Origin of the sequence: Wenzhouxiangella sp. XN24 (assembly GCF_011064545.1) — a bacterium.
In the GTDB taxonomy this organism is placed as follows: domain Bacteria; phylum Pseudomonadota; class Gammaproteobacteria; order Steroidobacterales; family XN24; genus XN24.
Window position 1 is genome coordinate 564443 of the sequence record NZ_JAAMFG010000034.1, and the last position, 14702, is coordinate 579144.

The 14702-nt window shown below is 69.2% G+C and carries 17 protein-coding genes; 3 read left to right on the top strand and 14 right to left on the bottom strand.

What is annotated here, in order from left to right; translation table 11 throughout:
* Positions 1–15: 15 nt before the first annotated feature.
* The 4 genes from sdhA to G6032_RS10360 form a co-directional block, all read right to left on the bottom strand.
* Positions 16–1809: a succinate dehydrogenase flavoprotein subunit gene (gene sdhA, locus G6032_RS10345; protein WP_165282039.1), complete on the bottom strand. Its 1794-nt coding sequence runs from the start codon at positions 1807–1809 to the stop codon at positions 16–18.
* Position 1810: 1 nt separating this feature from the next.
* The gene (sdhD, locus tag G6032_RS10350; RefSeq protein ID WP_206211912.1) at positions 1811–2191 is read right to left on the bottom strand and encodes a succinate dehydrogenase, hydrophobic membrane anchor protein; all 381 of its coding nucleotides are present in this window, start codon (positions 2189–2191) and stop codon (positions 1811–1813) included.
* Complete coding sequence (sdhC, locus tag G6032_RS10355) at positions 2188–2580, bottom strand: succinate dehydrogenase, cytochrome b556 subunit (RefSeq protein WP_165282040.1); 393 nt, start codon at positions 2578–2580, stop codon at positions 2188–2190. The genes sdhD and sdhC overlap by 4 nt, the downstream gene beginning before the upstream one ends.
* Before the next feature lie 98 nt (positions 2581–2678).
* On the bottom strand, positions 2679–2870 hold the full coding sequence (locus tag G6032_RS10360) for a DUF1674 domain-containing protein (RefSeq protein WP_165282041.1): 192 nt from the start codon (positions 2868–2870) through the stop codon (positions 2679–2681).
* A 99-nt stretch (positions 2871–2969) separates the two neighbouring features.
* Here G6032_RS10360 and G6032_RS10365 point away from each other — a divergent pair, with 99 nt between their 5' ends.
* Positions 2970–3827, top strand: a complete 858-nt coding sequence (locus tag G6032_RS10365) for a folate-binding protein YgfZ (RefSeq protein WP_165282042.1) — start codon at positions 2970–2972, stop codon at positions 3825–3827.
* Between the two features lie 43 nt (positions 3828–3870).
* Here G6032_RS10365 and lysS read toward each other — a convergent pair whose 3' ends face one another.
* The 4 genes from lysS to G6032_RS10385 form a co-directional block, all read right to left on the bottom strand.
* Positions 3871–5370: a lysine--tRNA ligase gene (gene lysS / locus G6032_RS10370; protein ID WP_165282043.1), complete on the bottom strand. Its 1500-nt coding sequence runs from the start codon at positions 5368–5370 to the stop codon at positions 3871–3873.
* Between the two features lie 20 nt (positions 5371–5390).
* A protein-coding gene (gene prfB, locus G6032_RS10375; protein ID WP_165282044.1) for a peptide chain release factor 2 occupies positions 5391–6486 on the bottom strand; the annotation gives its coding sequence in 2 pieces (ribosomal slippage) (positions 5391–6413 and positions 6415–6486; 1095 coding nt in all).
* Between the two features lie 90 nt (positions 6487–6576).
* On the bottom strand, positions 6577–8232 hold the full coding sequence (gene recJ, locus G6032_RS10380) for a single-stranded-DNA-specific exonuclease RecJ (RefSeq protein WP_346763796.1): 1656 nt from the start codon (positions 8230–8232) through the stop codon (positions 6577–6579).
* A gap of 41 nt (positions 8233–8273) precedes the next feature.
* The gene (locus tag G6032_RS10385) at positions 8274–9383 is read right to left on the bottom strand and encodes a hypothetical protein (RefSeq protein WP_165282045.1); all 1110 of its coding nucleotides are present in this window, start codon (positions 9381–9383) and stop codon (positions 8274–8276) included.
* Between the two features lie 50 nt (positions 9384–9433).
* Between G6032_RS10385 and G6032_RS10390 the strand changes: the two genes are divergently transcribed.
* A complete protein-coding gene (locus tag G6032_RS10390) occupies positions 9434–9805 on the top strand; it encodes an MTH938/NDUFAF3 family protein (protein ID WP_165282046.1) in 372 nt (123 codons plus the stop codon).
* Between the two features lie 65 nt (positions 9806–9870).
* Here the strand turns inward: G6032_RS10390 and rpoS are convergent, their stop codons facing one another.
* The 5 genes from rpoS to surE are packed head-to-tail and all read right to left on the bottom strand — an operon-like array spanning position 9871 to position 13642.
* Entirely contained in the window at positions 9871–10887 is a 1017-nt protein-coding gene (gene rpoS / locus G6032_RS10395; RefSeq protein ID WP_165282047.1) for an RNA polymerase sigma factor RpoS, read from the bottom strand.
* A 49-nt stretch (positions 10888–10936) separates the two neighbouring features.
* Positions 10937–11632, bottom strand: a complete 696-nt coding sequence (locus tag G6032_RS10400) for a peptidoglycan DD-metalloendopeptidase family protein (protein WP_346763797.1) — start codon at positions 11630–11632, stop codon at positions 10937–10939.
* 17 nt (positions 11633–11649) lie between these two features.
* A complete protein-coding gene (locus G6032_RS10405) occupies positions 11650–12228 on the bottom strand; it encodes a YqaA family protein (RefSeq protein ID WP_165282048.1) in 579 nt (192 codons plus the stop codon).
* Entirely contained in the window at positions 12228–12860 is a 633-nt protein-coding gene (locus G6032_RS10410; RefSeq protein ID WP_165282194.1) for a protein-L-isoaspartate(D-aspartate) O-methyltransferase, read from the bottom strand. Before G6032_RS10410 ends, G6032_RS10405 begins: the two co-directional genes overlap by 1 nt.
* A gap of 29 nt (positions 12861–12889) precedes the next feature.
* Positions 12890–13642: a 5'/3'-nucleotidase SurE gene (surE, locus tag G6032_RS10415; RefSeq protein ID WP_165282049.1), complete on the bottom strand. Its 753-nt coding sequence runs from the start codon at positions 13640–13642 to the stop codon at positions 12890–12892.
* A gap of 64 nt (positions 13643–13706) precedes the next feature.
* On the opposite strand from surE, the gene G6032_RS10420 reads away from it, so the two are divergent.
* Entirely contained in the window at positions 13707–14228 is a 522-nt protein-coding gene (locus G6032_RS10420; RefSeq protein WP_165282050.1) for a Smr/MutS family protein, read from the top strand.
* Between the two features lie 8 nt (positions 14229–14236).
* Here the strand turns inward: G6032_RS10420 and G6032_RS10425 are convergent, their stop codons facing one another.
* Complete coding sequence (locus G6032_RS10425) at positions 14237–14692, bottom strand: PaaI family thioesterase (protein WP_165282051.1); 456 nt, start codon at positions 14690–14692, stop codon at positions 14237–14239.
* Between the last annotated feature and the right edge of the window lie 10 nt (positions 14693–14702).

Sequence of the window (14702 nt, forward strand, 5' to 3'; positions counted from 1 at the left end):
GTGGGCTCATCTCCGTCAGTAAGTCCGCGCTTTCGGCGGGATGGGATCCGCGTCGCTCGTCAATGTCTGCTGATGGACCGGGCGATAGTCGATACCGACCTCGGTGGTCGCTTTTCGCCAGGCCAGCGTGTGCTTCATCCAGGCCGCGTCGTCCCGATCGGGGAAATCCTCGCGCGCATGCGCCCCGCGGCTCTCCTTGCGATTCTCGGCGGAAGCGATCGTCACCAGCGCCTGGCCGAGCAGGTTGTCGAGCTCGAGCGTTTCGACCAGGTCGGTGTTGAACACCATGGAACGGTCCGCCACGCGCACGTCGTCGAACGACGCCGCGATCTTGCGCACCTTATCCAGGCCCTCGCCCAGCACGTCGCCCGTGCGGAACACCGCGGCATGATCCTGCATGGCGCGCTGCATCTCGTTGCGGATCTCGGCGGTGGGGCGGGAGCCTTTCGCGTGGCGCAGCTTGTCGAGGCGCGCGATGCTCTCCTCGCCGGCATCGGCCGGCAGCGGCGCATGTCGTTCGCCGGGCTTCAACGTCGCCCCGCAGCGCTTGGCCGCCGCACGGCCGAAGACCACGAGGTCCAGCAGCGAATTCGAGCCGAGGCGATTGGCGCCGTGCACCGACACGCAGGCCGCCTCGCCGACGGCCATGAGGCCGGGCACCACGTGCTCGGGATCGCCGTCCTTGAGCGTCACGACTTCGCCGTGGTAATTCGCCGGAATCCCGCCCATGTTGTAGTGCACGGTCGGCAGCACCGGGATCGGCTGCTTCGTCACGTCCACGCCGGAGAAGATCCGCGCGGTCTCGGCGATGCCCGGCAGGCGCTCGTGGATGACCTCCGGGCCGAGATGCTCGAGGTGCAGATGGATATGGTCGCGATCCGGGCCCACGCCGCGGCCTTCGCGGATCTCGATGGTCATCGAACGGCTGACGACATCGCGCGAGGCCAGGTCCTTCGCGTTCGGCGCATAGCGTTCCATGAAGCGCTCGCCGTCCGAATTCGTCAGGTAGCCGCCCTCGCCGCGCACGCCCTCGGTGATCAGGCAGCCGGCGCCGTAGATCCCCGTCGGGTGGAACTGCACGAACTCCATGTCCTGCAGCGGCAGGCCGGCGCGCAACACCATCGCGTTGCCGTCCCCCGTGCAGGTGTGCGCGGACGTGCAGGAGAAATACGCGCGGCCGTAGCCGCCGGTGGCGAGGATCACGCGGTGGGCGCGAAAACGGTGCAGCTCGCCGCTGTCGAGGTTCCACGCCATGACGCCGCGACAGGCGCCCTCGTCGTCCATGATCAGGTCGAGCGCGAAGTACTCGATGAAGAACTCCGCCTGGTGCTTGAGCGACTGCTGGTAGAGCGTGTGCAGCATCGCGTGGCCGGTGCGATCGGCCGCAGCGCAGGTGCGTTGCGCCGGCGGGCCCTCGCCCATGCGGGTGGTCATGCCGCCGAAGGGACGCTGGTAGATGCGCCCGTCCTCGGTGCGCGAGAACGGCACGCCGTAGTGCTCGAGTTCGATGACCGCGTCGGGGGCTTCCTTGCACATGTACTCGATGGCGTCCTGGTCGCCCAGCCAGTCCGAACCCTTGACGGTGTCGTACATGTGCCAGCGCCAGTCGTCTTCGCCCATGTTGCCGAGCGCCGCGCTGATCCCGCCCTGCGCGGCCACCGTGTGGCTGCGCGTGGGAAACACCTTGGTGACACAGGCCGTGCGCAGCCCCTGTTCCGCCAGGCCGAAGGTGGCGCGCAGTCCCGCCCCGCCCGCGCCGACCACCACCACGTCGTAGCTGTGATCGACGATCTTGTATCCGGCACTCATCTCAGCGTCCTCCGATGGCGATCTGCAGGATCGCGACGATGCCCACCATGGCGGCGGCCGCGTGCAGGAACTGGAGCGTCACCAGCAGCGGCACCTTGAGCGCGCCCTTCACGTAGTCCTCGACTATCACGCGCGTGCCGAGTTGCGAATGCCACGCGGCGGTCAGCACGAGCAGGGCCAGCAGGGCCGCATTGAGCGGCTGCGCCACCCAGGCGATCACGGCGCTGCGATCGGCCAGTTCCAGGCCGAGCAGGCAGATGGCGAACCAGGCCCCCAGCAAGGCCAGCGCCACGGCCGTGACGCGCTGCTGCCACCAGTGCTGGGTTCCCTTGCCGGCGGCGCCGAGACCGAGCGCGCGGCCCAACGGGGTGCGCAGGCTCACGACGCACCGCCGAACAGGATCCAGGCCCAGGTGCCGAGCGTGAGCACCACGGCCACGACGATCACCAGCCGGCCCGAGGCATACACTTGGGAAATCTCGAAGCCCCGGCCCGAATCCCACCACAGGTGGCGCAGGCCGTTCGCGAAGTGGAAAAAGAAGGCAAAGCTCGCCGCGAACAGCAGCAGCCTGGCCGGCCAGGCGGCGAAAACCGCCACCGCGGTGGCATAGGCCTCGGGGCCGCTAGCGAGCGCCGCGAGCCAGGCCACCAGGGCGAACAGCCCGAAGGCGAGCACCGCCCCGCTGAAACGATGGGAGATCGACAGCACCGAGGTGATCTGCGGACGGTAGATCTGCAGGTGCGGCGACAGCGGCCGATTGCCAGCAGCCATGGGCGAGATCCTCCTTGCCTGGACCTGGAACCGACCTGCCGGACCTCGCGGACGCACGGTGTGTGCGTCCCGTGGACTCGGCGGGGTCGGGATAGTGATCAGAAATCGATACAGCGCCCGTTCTTTTCCCAGTCGCCGTAACGCACCGGTTCCGGACCGTCGCGTCCGCCTACTTCTTTCGGCGGCGCGGTCTCAGCGGTTTCGGCGGCTGCGGTGGTTGCGACGTCCTGCTCGGGTTCGGGCGCGCCCTCGACCGGTTCGTTCTTGTTTGCTTCGGGTGACTCGGACATAGCAGCGAATTCTGCCACGCACCGCAACATGAGGCCAGCGCCACGGCACTCGGGGTAGAATCAGGACGCATTCGAACCCGCCCTGGAGTCCCGCCCGACATGACGCCCCGCCCCTTTTCGTTCGACAGCCTGCGCGCCCTGTCCGTCAGCGGTCCTGACGCCCGCGCGTTCCTGCAGAACCAGCTCTCGTCCGACCTCGACGAGGTGACCGCGGCGCGCGGCCAGTTGTCCGGATGGCACGATCCGAAGGGCCGCGTACTGGCCTTCCTGCGGGTTTTGCCGGCCCCCGAGGGCTTTTTGCTGGTCATGCATGCCGGTCTCCTCGAAACGGTCCAGCAGCGCATGCGCCTGTTCGTCCTGCGGGCCCGCGTCGAACTGCGACCCGGGCCGGCCGTCCATGGCCTGCCGGACGGTGCAGGCGCCGCGGCCGGGGTGGTCGGCGGCCTGGCCCTCGAGCGCACCCCGTTAGCGGCAGGCTGCAGCGAGCAGCTCAGCGTCCTGCGCCTCCCGGGCCACGCCGGATGGCTGCTGGCGGGTGCCCTGGGCGCGGCCGGCGACGGTCCGGATGCCGCGGCCGAAAGCGCATGGGCGCGCGCGGAGATCGAGGCGGGGCTGCCCGAGGTGTATCCCGCGACCAGCGGCCAGTTCGTCGCCCAGATGCTGAATCTCGACCGGATCGGCGGGGTCAGCTTCACCAAGGGCTGTTATCCCGGCCAGGAAATCGTGGCCCGCGCCCACCACCTCGGGCGCGTGAAACGCCGCGCCCGCCTGTTCCGTGCCGAGACCGCGCCGCCGGCGCCCGGTGCGAGCCTCGCGGAGGGCGGCGGCACCGTGGTGCGTGCCGCCCCGGTGGGGGACGGCTGCGTGGTGATGGCCGTCGTGGCCGAGGATGCCCCGGGGCCCTTTGCGCTTGCGGACGGTGTCGCGCTCACGCCATGGGCGGCGGAGTCCGCATAGCCCGGCGGGGTGGCCCGCGCCAGGCGCCGGCCAACGCAGCGCGCTAACCTGCGGGAGGCTCTTCCGGCCGCATCTGCGGGAACAACAGCACGTCGCGAATGGACGGCTGGTCCGCGTAGAGCATCACCAGGCGGTCCACGCCGATGCCCAGCCCGCCGGCCGGCGGCATGCCGTACTCGAGGGCGCGCACGTAGTCGGCGTCATAGAACATCGCCTCCTCGTCACCGGCGCTCTTCTGCGCGACCTGCGCCCTGAAGCGTGCGGCCTGTTCCTCGGGATCGTTGAGCTCGGAGAAACCGTTGGCGAGTTCCCGTCCCGCGATGAACAACTCGAAGCGGTCGGTCAGGAACGGGTCCGTGTCGCGACACCGCGCGAGCGGGGAAACCTCCAGCGGATAACCCGTGACGAAAGTCGGCTGCTGCAGGTCCGGCTCCACCGTCTTCTCGAACAGCTCCAGCAGCAGCTTGCCGGCGCCCCAGCCCGGCTCGACGTGCATGTCGAGCTGCGCCGCGATCTCTCGCAGGTGGTCCACGTCGCGGCTGCGCGCCGCATCCAGTCCCGGGTTCGCCTCCAGCACGAGCGTCTCGAGCGCCACGCGGCGGAAAGCGGGCTCGAGGTCCACTTCCACGCCCTGCGATGCCAGCTTCAGCGTGCCGAGCAGCGCCTCGGCCATGGACCGCAACAGGTGTTCCGCGATGTCCATCATCGCCACCTGGTCCACCCAGGCCTGGTACAGCTCGAGCATCGTGAACTCGGGGTTGTGCCGGGTCGAGAGCCCCTCGTTGCGGAAGTTGCGATTGATCTCGTAGACGCGCTCGAACCCTCCGACCACGAGGCGCTTGAGATAGAGTTCCGGCGCGATGCGCAGGTACATGTCGATGCCGAGCGCATTGTGATGCGTGACGAAGGGTCGGGCATTCGCACCGCCCGGGATCGGCTGCATCATGGGGGTTTCCACCTCGAGAAATCCCTGTGCATCGAGATAGCGGCGCATGAAAGTCACCATGCGCGAACGGAGCCTGAACACCGCCCTGCTGTCCTCGTTCATGACCAGGTCGAGATAGCGCTGCCGGTAGCGCGTTTCGGTGTCGGCGAGGCCGTGATATTTCTCCGGCAGCGGGCGCAGGCACTTCGACAGAAGGCGCGCGCGGCTCACTTTCACCGACAACTCGCCGGTCCGGGTCTTGAACAGCGTGCCCTCCACCCCGATCAGGTCGCCGAGGTCCCAGGTCTTGAAGGCGGCGTAGACTCCTTCCGGCAGTGCATCGCGCTGCATGAACAGCTGGATCGCGCCGCTCATGTCCTCGAGGCGCGCGAAGCTCGCCTTGCCCATCACGCGCTTGGCCATCATGCGCCCGGCCACCGCGACCGGAATGCCTTCGCTCTCCAGCGTCTCGGCCTCGTGCTCGCCGAACGCGAGGTGGAGATCGCCCGCCAGCGCATTGCGGCGAAAATCGTTGGCGTAGGCCTCACCGGCCTCGCGCTGCGCTTCCAGCTTGCGGCGGCGCTCCGCGATCAGTGCGTGCTCTGGCTGCTCGGACATGGTGACTCCCCGTCGCCGACTTACAGGCCCTGCTTCAGGCTGGCCTCGATGAACTGGTCCAGGTCGCCGTTCAGCACGGCCTGGGTGTTGCCGACCTCGACGCCGGTGCGCAGGTCCTTGATGCGGGACTGGTCGAGCACGTAGCTGCGGATCTGGTGCCCCCAGGCGATATCGGACTTGGTGTCCTCGACCGCCTGGGCCTTGGCGCGCCGCTCCTGCATCTCCAGCTCGTAGAGCTTCGCCTTGAGCTGCTTCATGGCGGTGGCCTTGTTCTTGTGCTGGCTGCGGTCGTTCTGGCACTGCACGACCGTGTTGGTCGGCAGGTGGGTAATACGCACCGCGGACTCCGTCCGGTTCACATGCTGGCCGCCGGCGCCGCTGGCGCGGTAGACGTCGATGCGCAAGTCCGCCGGATTGATGTCGATGTCCACCTCGTCGTCGACTTCCGGGGAGACGAACACGCCGGCAAAACTGGTGTGACGCCGGTTGCCGGAATCGAAGGGCGACTTGCGCACCAGCCGATGGATGCCGGTTTCGGTGCGCAGCCAGCCGTAGGCGTAAGGCCCCGTCACCAGCACGGTGGCGCTCTTGATCCCCGCCACCTCGCCTGCGGAAGCCTCGATGATCTCGGCGGAGAAATCGTGCGCCTCGATCCAGCGCAGGTACATCCGGAGCAGCATCTCGGCCCAGTCCTGCGCCTCCGTGCCGCCCTGGCCCGCATTGATGTCGACGAAGGCGTTGCTGGCGTCCATCGGGCCGGAAAACATCCGCTGGAATTCCAGTTCCTCGATCTTCTTTTCCAGGCCGTCGGCATCCGCCGCGATACCTGCGGCCGTCGCCTCGTCGTCCTCCTCGGCGGCGAGGTCCAACAGTTCGGTCGCGTCTGTCAGCCCCTCGGCGAGCGCATCGAGCACGTCCACGACACCCTCGAGCCGGGCGCGTTCCCGGCCCAGCGCCTGGGCTTGCTCCGGCTGGCTCCAGATGGCCGGGTTTTCCAGCTCGCGCCGGACTTCCTCGAGCCTTTCGCGCTTGTTCGGGTAGTCAAAGATACCTCCTCAGGGCATCCGCCCTGGAGGAGAGATCGGCCAGTTGCTGGCGCAGGGGTGAGATTTCCATGTTCGACGGTCAATCGCGGCAGGTGATCCAGCCGGAAAGCTTAGCATGGGCGGCAGGCTCGCCGGCGCTTAGACGCCCGCAGCACGCCGGTCAGGCGGGCTCGAGGTAATCGATGACGAGCTGCGCGGAACGGACGCCGGCATAGTCGTTGACGCCGAGGCGATAGGCGAGGCGCACATGCGCCGGCCGGGCCGCGCCGAGACGCTCCGCCTGGCGGAACGCGATGCCGTCGAGCGTGCGTCGCCCGCCGGCGGTGCGCAGCCGCAGCTTGAGATGATCGAGACCCACCACCCGCGCCTCCAGCAATTCGAAGATCCCGTCGAACAGCGGCTCGGGGAAACCCTGGCCCCAGGGCGCCGCGTCGCGCAGCAGCTCGGCGGTCGCCAGGCCGAAAGCCTCTTCAGGCAACTCGCCGTCCGACAGGATGGCGCCGTCGAGGACGCCTGGCTCGAGCCGTGCCGTGACTTCGGCGGCCAGGGCGGCGCGGAAGGTTGCGAGACCCTCCGGCGCCATGCTCAGTCCCGCGGCCATCGCATGCCCGCCGAAACGCTCGATCAGTCCCGGATGACGCGCGTCGACATCGGCGAGGGCATCGCGAATATGCAATCCGGGCACGGAGCGCGCCGAGCCTTTCAGCAGCCCGCCCTCGTCCGCGGCGAACGCGACGGCCGGCCGGTGATAACGCTCCTTCAGGCGGGCGGCGACGAGCCCCACCACGCCGCTGTGCCAGCCCGGGCGATGCACGCACAACACCGGCGGCAGCGCGCCCGTCCCGGGCTCGAGCCCGGCAATGGCCTTGAGCGCCTCCTGTTGCATGCGCGCCTCGATTTCCTTGCGCTCCTCGTTCAGGCTCGACAACAGTTCGGCCAGTTCGCCGGCCCGCCCGGGGTCGTCGCTCAGCAGGCACTCGATCCCCACCGACATGTCGTCCAGCCGCCCCGCCGCATTCAGTCGCGGGCCGGCGGCGAAGGCGAGATCGGTGGTGACGGCCAGGCGCGGATCACGCTTGCCCGCCGTGAGCAGCGCCGTGATCCCCGGCCGGCAGGCGCCGGCGCGGATGCGCCGGAGGCCGTGCTCGACGAGGATGCGGTTGTTCCGGTCGAGCGGCACCAGGTCGGCCACGGTACCCAGCGCCACCAGGTCGAGCAGTCCCGGCACCAGGCCGCGATCCGCGCCCAGTTCTCTCCCCAGCGCGGCCGCCACGTAGAACGCGACGCCGACCCCCGCGAGGCAGCGGCTCGGGAAGCCCTGGCCGGGCAGCGCCGGATTGACGATCGCCGTAGCGTCCGGGAGGGAGGCGCCAGGGAGGTGATGATCGGTCACGAGCACGTCCATGCCCATTTGCCGTGCCAGTGCGACGCCGGCGTGACAGTTGATGCCGCTGTCCACCGTGACCAGCAGCGCGGGCTCGTGCGCCGCGGCATCACGCACGAGGTCCGGGCTGAGGCCGTAGCCGTGTACGAAGCGATCCGGCACGAGATAAGCCACGGTCCCGCCGAGCGCGCGCAGCACGCGCACCAGCAACGCCGTGCTGGTCGCGCCGTCGGCGTCGAAGTCGCCGACCACCAGGATCCTGTTCCCGGCGCCGAGGTGGCGCGCCAGCAACGCCACGGCCGCTTCGATGCCGTCGAGGCTGCCGATCGGCGCCAGGGCGGCCAGGCCGAGATCGAGCTCCGCCACGCTGCGGACGCCGCGGGCCGCGTAGAGCCGCGCCAGCACCCCGCCGGCTCCGCTCAAAGCCGTCACGGCCGCGGGATCCGCGGCCCGCCGGTGGATGGGGCGCCGGCTCAGCACAGCTCGTGCACCGGACGGGGCCGGCGCCAGAAACGCAGTGCGGCGAAGCGACTCGTCTCGTGGATGGCACGGCCCGTGACGAGGCGGATCCCGCTCACGCCGCCGCGCAGCAGCGCCGCCAGCAGGGGCGCCGCCCAGTCCGTTTCCACCGCCTCCCACGGCGCCGTGCCGACGGATTCCGCCGCAACGGGCCAGGCGAAACCACCGGGCGCGGCTCCGGACGTGTAGCGCGGGCCTTGCGCGCCCCCGATGACGCCGAGCCGGCCGAGACCGGCGAGATAAGGTTCTCCCGGCGTCGGCGCAGGCGCAGTCGCAGTCGCAGTCGCAAAGGACGACTCCGGCGCGACGCCGGAACGAACCGGGCTCGCTGCGCGGGCGTCGTTGTCGGCGTCGTTGTCGGCGTCGTTATCGGCGTCGTTATCGGCGTCGTTATAGGCATCGCTATCGGCTTCGGCTGCGGCTTCGGCTTCGGTTTCGGCGTCGCCACCGCCCACCAGGCCGCCGCCCCAGGGATGCAGGCCGGCGATCGTCGCCTCGCCCTGTGCGCGCCGCGCCTCGTTGACGGGATGCGCGTGGAACAGCATTTCGACTTCCGACAACAACAGCCGCAAAGCCGGCTCCGGTGGCGCCGGGCGCGCCTGTTCCGCCAGCGAACGGGCCGGGCCACCGAAGCCACGCCATTGCAGCGCGCTCCAGCGCGCCGCGTCGATGCACAGGTACCAGCGTTCGGGCGTGACAGCCTCGAGGCGCAGACCGTCCGCCGCGAACAGTTCGCCGAAAGCCGCGGCCAGCGCACCCGCTTCGTCCATGCTGATCCCGAGGGCGGCGGCCGGCAGGCGGAGCATGCCCTGTTGCTCCGCCTGCGCGCCCAGCGGCTCGACGCGCAGGCAGGCATGCGCCTTCGCAGGCAACTCGGCCAGTGCGCTCACCGGCCCGACCGGAAAGCGGCCCGGCGCGGCGCCGCCAAGACGGGCCAGGGCAGTCCATGGGTCATCGTCCAGCGGAAAACGTCGCCCCCGGGCGAGCAGGCGTTCCAGCGCCGGCAGGCGCGGCGCACCGGCGGGCCGGCCGGATTCGATACCGGGAACCAGGAGAGTAAACACGTTCCTCGCAAGCGCCTTGTCGTGCGTCCGAATTTGGTTATCGTAGCGGCATGAGATTCACACTCGACAATCATCCCACAGCCAACCTCGTCACGGGACTCACCCGGGACGGCATTCATGTCGGCGAGCGGTTTTTCGGCAGCAGCCTGATCCTGAGCGCGAGCGCGCTGTTTGCCGACTGGGCGGCGACGGACGTCGCGACCCTCGATCTCGAGGCGCTTGCACCCGCACTGCAGATGGATCCGGAGATCCTGATCCTCGGCACGGGCGCGCAGATTCGCTTCCCTGAATCCGCGCTGTACGCCGCCCTCGCCGCGCGCGACATCGGACTGGAAGTCATGGACACCGCCGCGGCCTGCCGGACGTACAACGTGCTGGTCACCGAGGAACGTCCGGTGGTCGCCGCGCTGATCCTCTCCTGACGATCAGCGCGGCGCCCGGCCGTTGCGGCGCGGTCGCCCCGCGTCTCCGCAGCGCGGGGCAGGCGCTAGTCCAGCAAGGCGTCCTGCGAGAGCCCCTGGTTCTCCATGAAGCTGCGCAAGCGCGACAGGGCGTCCATCTGGATCTGCCGGACCCGTTCGCGGGTGACGCCGATCTCCGCGCCCACCTGCTCCAGCGTCGCCCGCTGGTGACCGTGCAAGCCGAAACGGCGCTCGACGACGGCCCGCTGCTTGTCGCTCAGGCGGTCCAGCCAATGCTCCACCGCGTTATGGACGTCGTCCTCCTGGCAGACCTCGGCCGGCTCGGTGTCGTCCTCGTCCGGGATGAGATCGAACACGCTGCGTTCGCCGTCGTGGCTGAGCACGCTGCCGCTCATGACCTGTCGTTCATGCAGGCCCAGCATCCGATCGACGTCCGCCGGATCGCGACCGAGGTCGTCCGCGATCTCGTCGACGCTGGGTTGCCGATCGAGCTCCTGCGTCAGGCGCCTCGCCGTACGGAGATAGACGTTGATCTCCTTCACGACGTGGATCGGCAACCGGATGGTCCGGGTCTGGTTCATGATCGCCCGCTCGATGGTCTGGCGGATCCACCAGGTCGCATAGGTCGAGAAGCGGAAACCCTTTTCCGGATCGAATTTCGTGACCGCGTGCATCAGCCCGAGATTGCCTTCCTCGATGACGTCGAGCAGTGGCAGGCCGCGGTTGAGGTACCTGCGCGCGATCTTCACGACGAGCCGCAGGTTGCTCTCGATCATGCGCTTGCGCGCGGCTTCGTCGCCGCGGCGCGCCCGCCGGGCGAAATAGACTTCCTCTTCGGCGGTGAGCAGCGGAGAGAAGCCGATCTCCGAGAGATAAAGCCGGGTCGCATCGGGTGCGGCGCCTTCGCCCGCAGACATGCGCTCGTCATTGCGACCGGTTTTGCTTCTGGCGGTGCCTTGCGCGCGGGGCGCGCCGGTTTCGGTCTCTTCCGTGAGTTCCGGCGTGTCCGCCATGGTCGCCGTCGTAGATTGGCGCGCTGCGGCGCCGCGACGACCCGTATCCTTCTTGGTCGTGTTTCCCATTCTGGCCCTCCGTAAGGGTCTACGGAACGTGGCTTGATGGGGGCTCGCGTCACTGCGAAGGCAGGAATCGTACCGGATCTGCTGGTTTTCCCTCTACTCTGATCTCGAAATGCAGCAGCGGCACGTCGGCAGGTCCTCGACCCATCAGGGCAATCACCTGGCCCGACTTCACGCGCTCCCCCTCGGATACCTTGAGCGTCTCGTTGTAACCGTAGGCACTCAAAAATGTATCACTATGTTGGACAATAATAAGCTGACCATAGCCGATAAGTCCACTTCCACTATAGACCACCTCGCCGTCGGCTGCTGCCCGGACCTCGGCTCCCTCGGTGCCGCCGATGCCGATTCCCGTGGGATTCCGCCGACTTTCGCCGAAACGCCACAGCAACGGACCGCGCACCGGCCAGCCCCATGCCGGCGCCGGGCCGCGCGGGACGCTCGCCGCCGCTCCCGCGGGTCGGCGGGCTGTGGTGGCGGAGTTCGAAGCCGGCCGTGACGGCGCTGTCGCCGACCCCGCAGCGGGCCTGGAGGCCCGGGCGCCACCGGGCGGCGACAGGCGCAACTCCTGGCCGGGATAGATCCGGTGCGCATTGCCGAGCCCGTTCCACGCGGCCACGTCGCGCCAGTCCAGGCGGTGCTTGAAAGCGATCTGGAAAAGCGTGTCGCCACGCTGCACGACGTGCACGTCCGGAGGATCCCAGCGGGTCAATGCGGCGCAGCCGGCCAGGACCAGGGCCAGGCCCACGACGGCCGCCAGCCGGGTCAGGCCTGGACCAGGAACCACGCGATCAACAACAGCCCGACCAGCAGCCACCCGAGGAATTCCACGTGGCGCCGCAGCTGGGCTTGCATGGGCGCCCCGCCCCAGCGGATCAGCCCGGCGACGAGAAAAAACCGTCCGCCGCGGCCGACGAGGGAGGCCAGCACGAAAGCGGGCAGGAACATGCTGAGCGCACCGCCGGCCACGGTGAAGACCTTGTATGGGATCGGCGAGAACCCTGCGGCGAGGATGGCCCAGAAGCCCCAGGTCTCGAACCAGTCGCGCGCCTGGAGGTAGCCCTCCCAGTAGCCGGCGGAAACCAGCCAGGGCTCGATGAGCTCCAGGGCAAAATAACCGATCAGGTAGCCGAACATGCCGCCGGCCACCGAGGTGACCGTGGTCAGCAGCGCGAGGCGCCAGGCATCGACGGGACGCGCGAGCGTCATGGGCGCCAGCATGACGTCCGGCGGGATCGGGAAAAAACTGGACTCCGCGAAGCTCAGCGTGCCGAGGTACCAGCGCGCGTGCGGATGCCCCGCCCAGCGCAGCACGCGGTCATAGAGCGGGCCGAACAGGCGCATCAGGCGGTGCCGCCCAACAGGGGAACGAAACTGACCAGCCCCAGGCTGCGCCGCTCGAAGGTATCGCCGGTCCGCGTGATCTCCATCAGTTCCTGCCGGCCCCGCGGCCCGACCGGAACGATCAGGCGACCGCCTTCGCCCAGCTGCTCGAGCAGCACCGGGGGCACTTCTTCGGGCGCCGCCGTGACGAGGATGCCGCCGTACGGCGCGTGCTTGTTCCAGCCCTTGAAGCCGTCACCGTGTCGCAGGTGCACGTTGTAGAGGTCGAGCGATCCCATCAGGGGGCGCGCGCGGCGCAACAGCGGCGCCAGGCGCTCGATGCTGTAGACCTGCGACACGATCCCCGCCAGCACGGCCGTCTGGTAACCGCAGCCGGTGCCGATCTCCAGCACTTTTTCCGGGAGCGGCTCCGCCACCAGCGCCTCGGTCATGCGGGCGACGACATAGGGCTGGGAAATCGTCTGGCCGAGACCGATCGGCAGGGCCGTGTCCTCGTAGGCCCGGCTCGCCAGCGCCTCGTCCACGAACAGGTGGCGCGGCACGCTGCGGATGCGCTCGAGCACCCGCGGATCCGTGATGCCGCGCTCCTTGAGACGCGCCACCAGCCGGTCGCGCGTGCGTGCCGAGGTCATGCCGATGCCGTGCTGATCCAGCCGGTCGATCAACGGCGCGGACTCCCCAGCCACTTCTCGATGCGGCCGACGTCTTCGTGCTTCGTCAGGTCGACCTTGAGCGGCGTGACGGAGACCTGGCCCGATTCGATGGCGTGGAAATCCGTGCCCGGGCCGGCGTCCTGCCCCGCACCGGCGAAGCCCACCCAGAACAGCGGCCGTCCCCGCGGGTCCGTGCCGCGCACCACCGGTTCGGCCTTGTGCCGGTAGCCGAGCCGGGTCGCGGCAAAGCCTTCCAGCGCGTCGAAAGTACGGTCCGGCACGTTCACGTTGAGGATCGTGTTCGGCGGCAGCGGGTGCTCCTGCACGCGGCTCACCAGTTCCCGCGCCACGCGGCCGGCCGTCTCGAACAGCCGGCCTTCCCGGCACACCATGGAGATCGCGATGGTCGGCAGGCCCAGGAAGCGACCCTCCATGGCCGCGGCGACGGTGCCCGAGTAGATCACGTCGTCGCCGAGGTTCGCGCCGTCGTTGATCCCCGAGATCACCATGTCGGGTTCCTCGTCGAGCAACCCGGTCAACGCCAGGTGCACGCAATCCGTCGGCGTGCCGTTGACGAAGAAAGAGTCGGGGCCGACTTCGGTGAGGCGCAGCGGCTGCTCGAGCGTCAGCGAATTGCTGGCGCCGCTGCAATTGCGCTCCGGCGCCACGATGACGATGTCGGCCACGTCGCGCAGGTGCTCGGCGAGACACCGCAAACCCTCGGCCCGATAGCCGTCGTCATTTGAGAGCAGGATTTTCAAGGAGTGGACAACCGGTCCGGAGAGATGCAATTACTATACCGATGAGCCTCGGGAGGAACCAGCGATGACGCCAAGCGATGACGACCGCGAATTGTTCCGCAAGGCCGTGGAAGGCGTGCGCCCGTTGCCGCCACGCGAAGCGCCGGTGACGCCGCCTGCCCCGCTGCCGCGCGCGCGCTTCAGGCGCGCAGACGAGGCGCAGGTGCTCGCCGAGAGCATGGCGGTGGACCCGGAAGGCGTCGACGACACCGGGGAAGACCTGAGCTTTCGCCGCCCCTCGGTGGGGCTGCCCGTGTTTCGCAAGCTGCGGCGGGGCGAGTTCAGCGTGCGCGAGGAGATCGACCTGCACGGCCTCACCGCGGTCGAGGCGCGTGCCGCGCTGTACGAGTTCCTCGCCGAGGCGGGCTTTTCCGGCGCCCGCTGCGTTCGCGTGATCCACGGCAAGGGACGGCGCTCGGGCCACCGCGGCCCGGTCCTCAAGCGCAAGATCGGCAAGTGGCTGCAGGTCCGCGACGACGTGCTTGCCTACTGTTCGGCCCGCCCCGTGGACGGCGGCACGGGCGCGATCTACGTCCTGCTCTCCTGATCGCGGTGTCAGTCGGCGATCCCGGCACGACCTTCGACGGCCATCATGGTGCCCAGCATCGTGAACACGTGGCGCTCGTCGTCACCGCTGCACATGAAGCCCTCCCCGGCGACGATCGTCAGCGTACGACCGCTGCGCACGACCCGGCCCCGCGCCAGCAGCCGTTCGCCGGCCGCGGGCGCCATCAGGTTCACCTTGAATTCGACCGACATGACCGCGGCGCCCGGCGCCATCAGGCTCAGGGCGGCGTAGCCGCAGGCGCTGTCCACCACCGAGGTCAGTGTCCCGGCGTGCAGAAAGCCGTGCTGCTGCGTGAAGGCCGCGGCGAACGGCATCTCCATGTCGCACTCGCCGGGTGCCACGCGCAACAGGCGCACGCCGAGGGTCTGCATGAGCCGCTGGCGCGCGAAGCTGGTCCGTACGCGGGCGTCGAAATCGGGGTCCCTGGGGACGAACTGGGTCATGCGTGGTTCC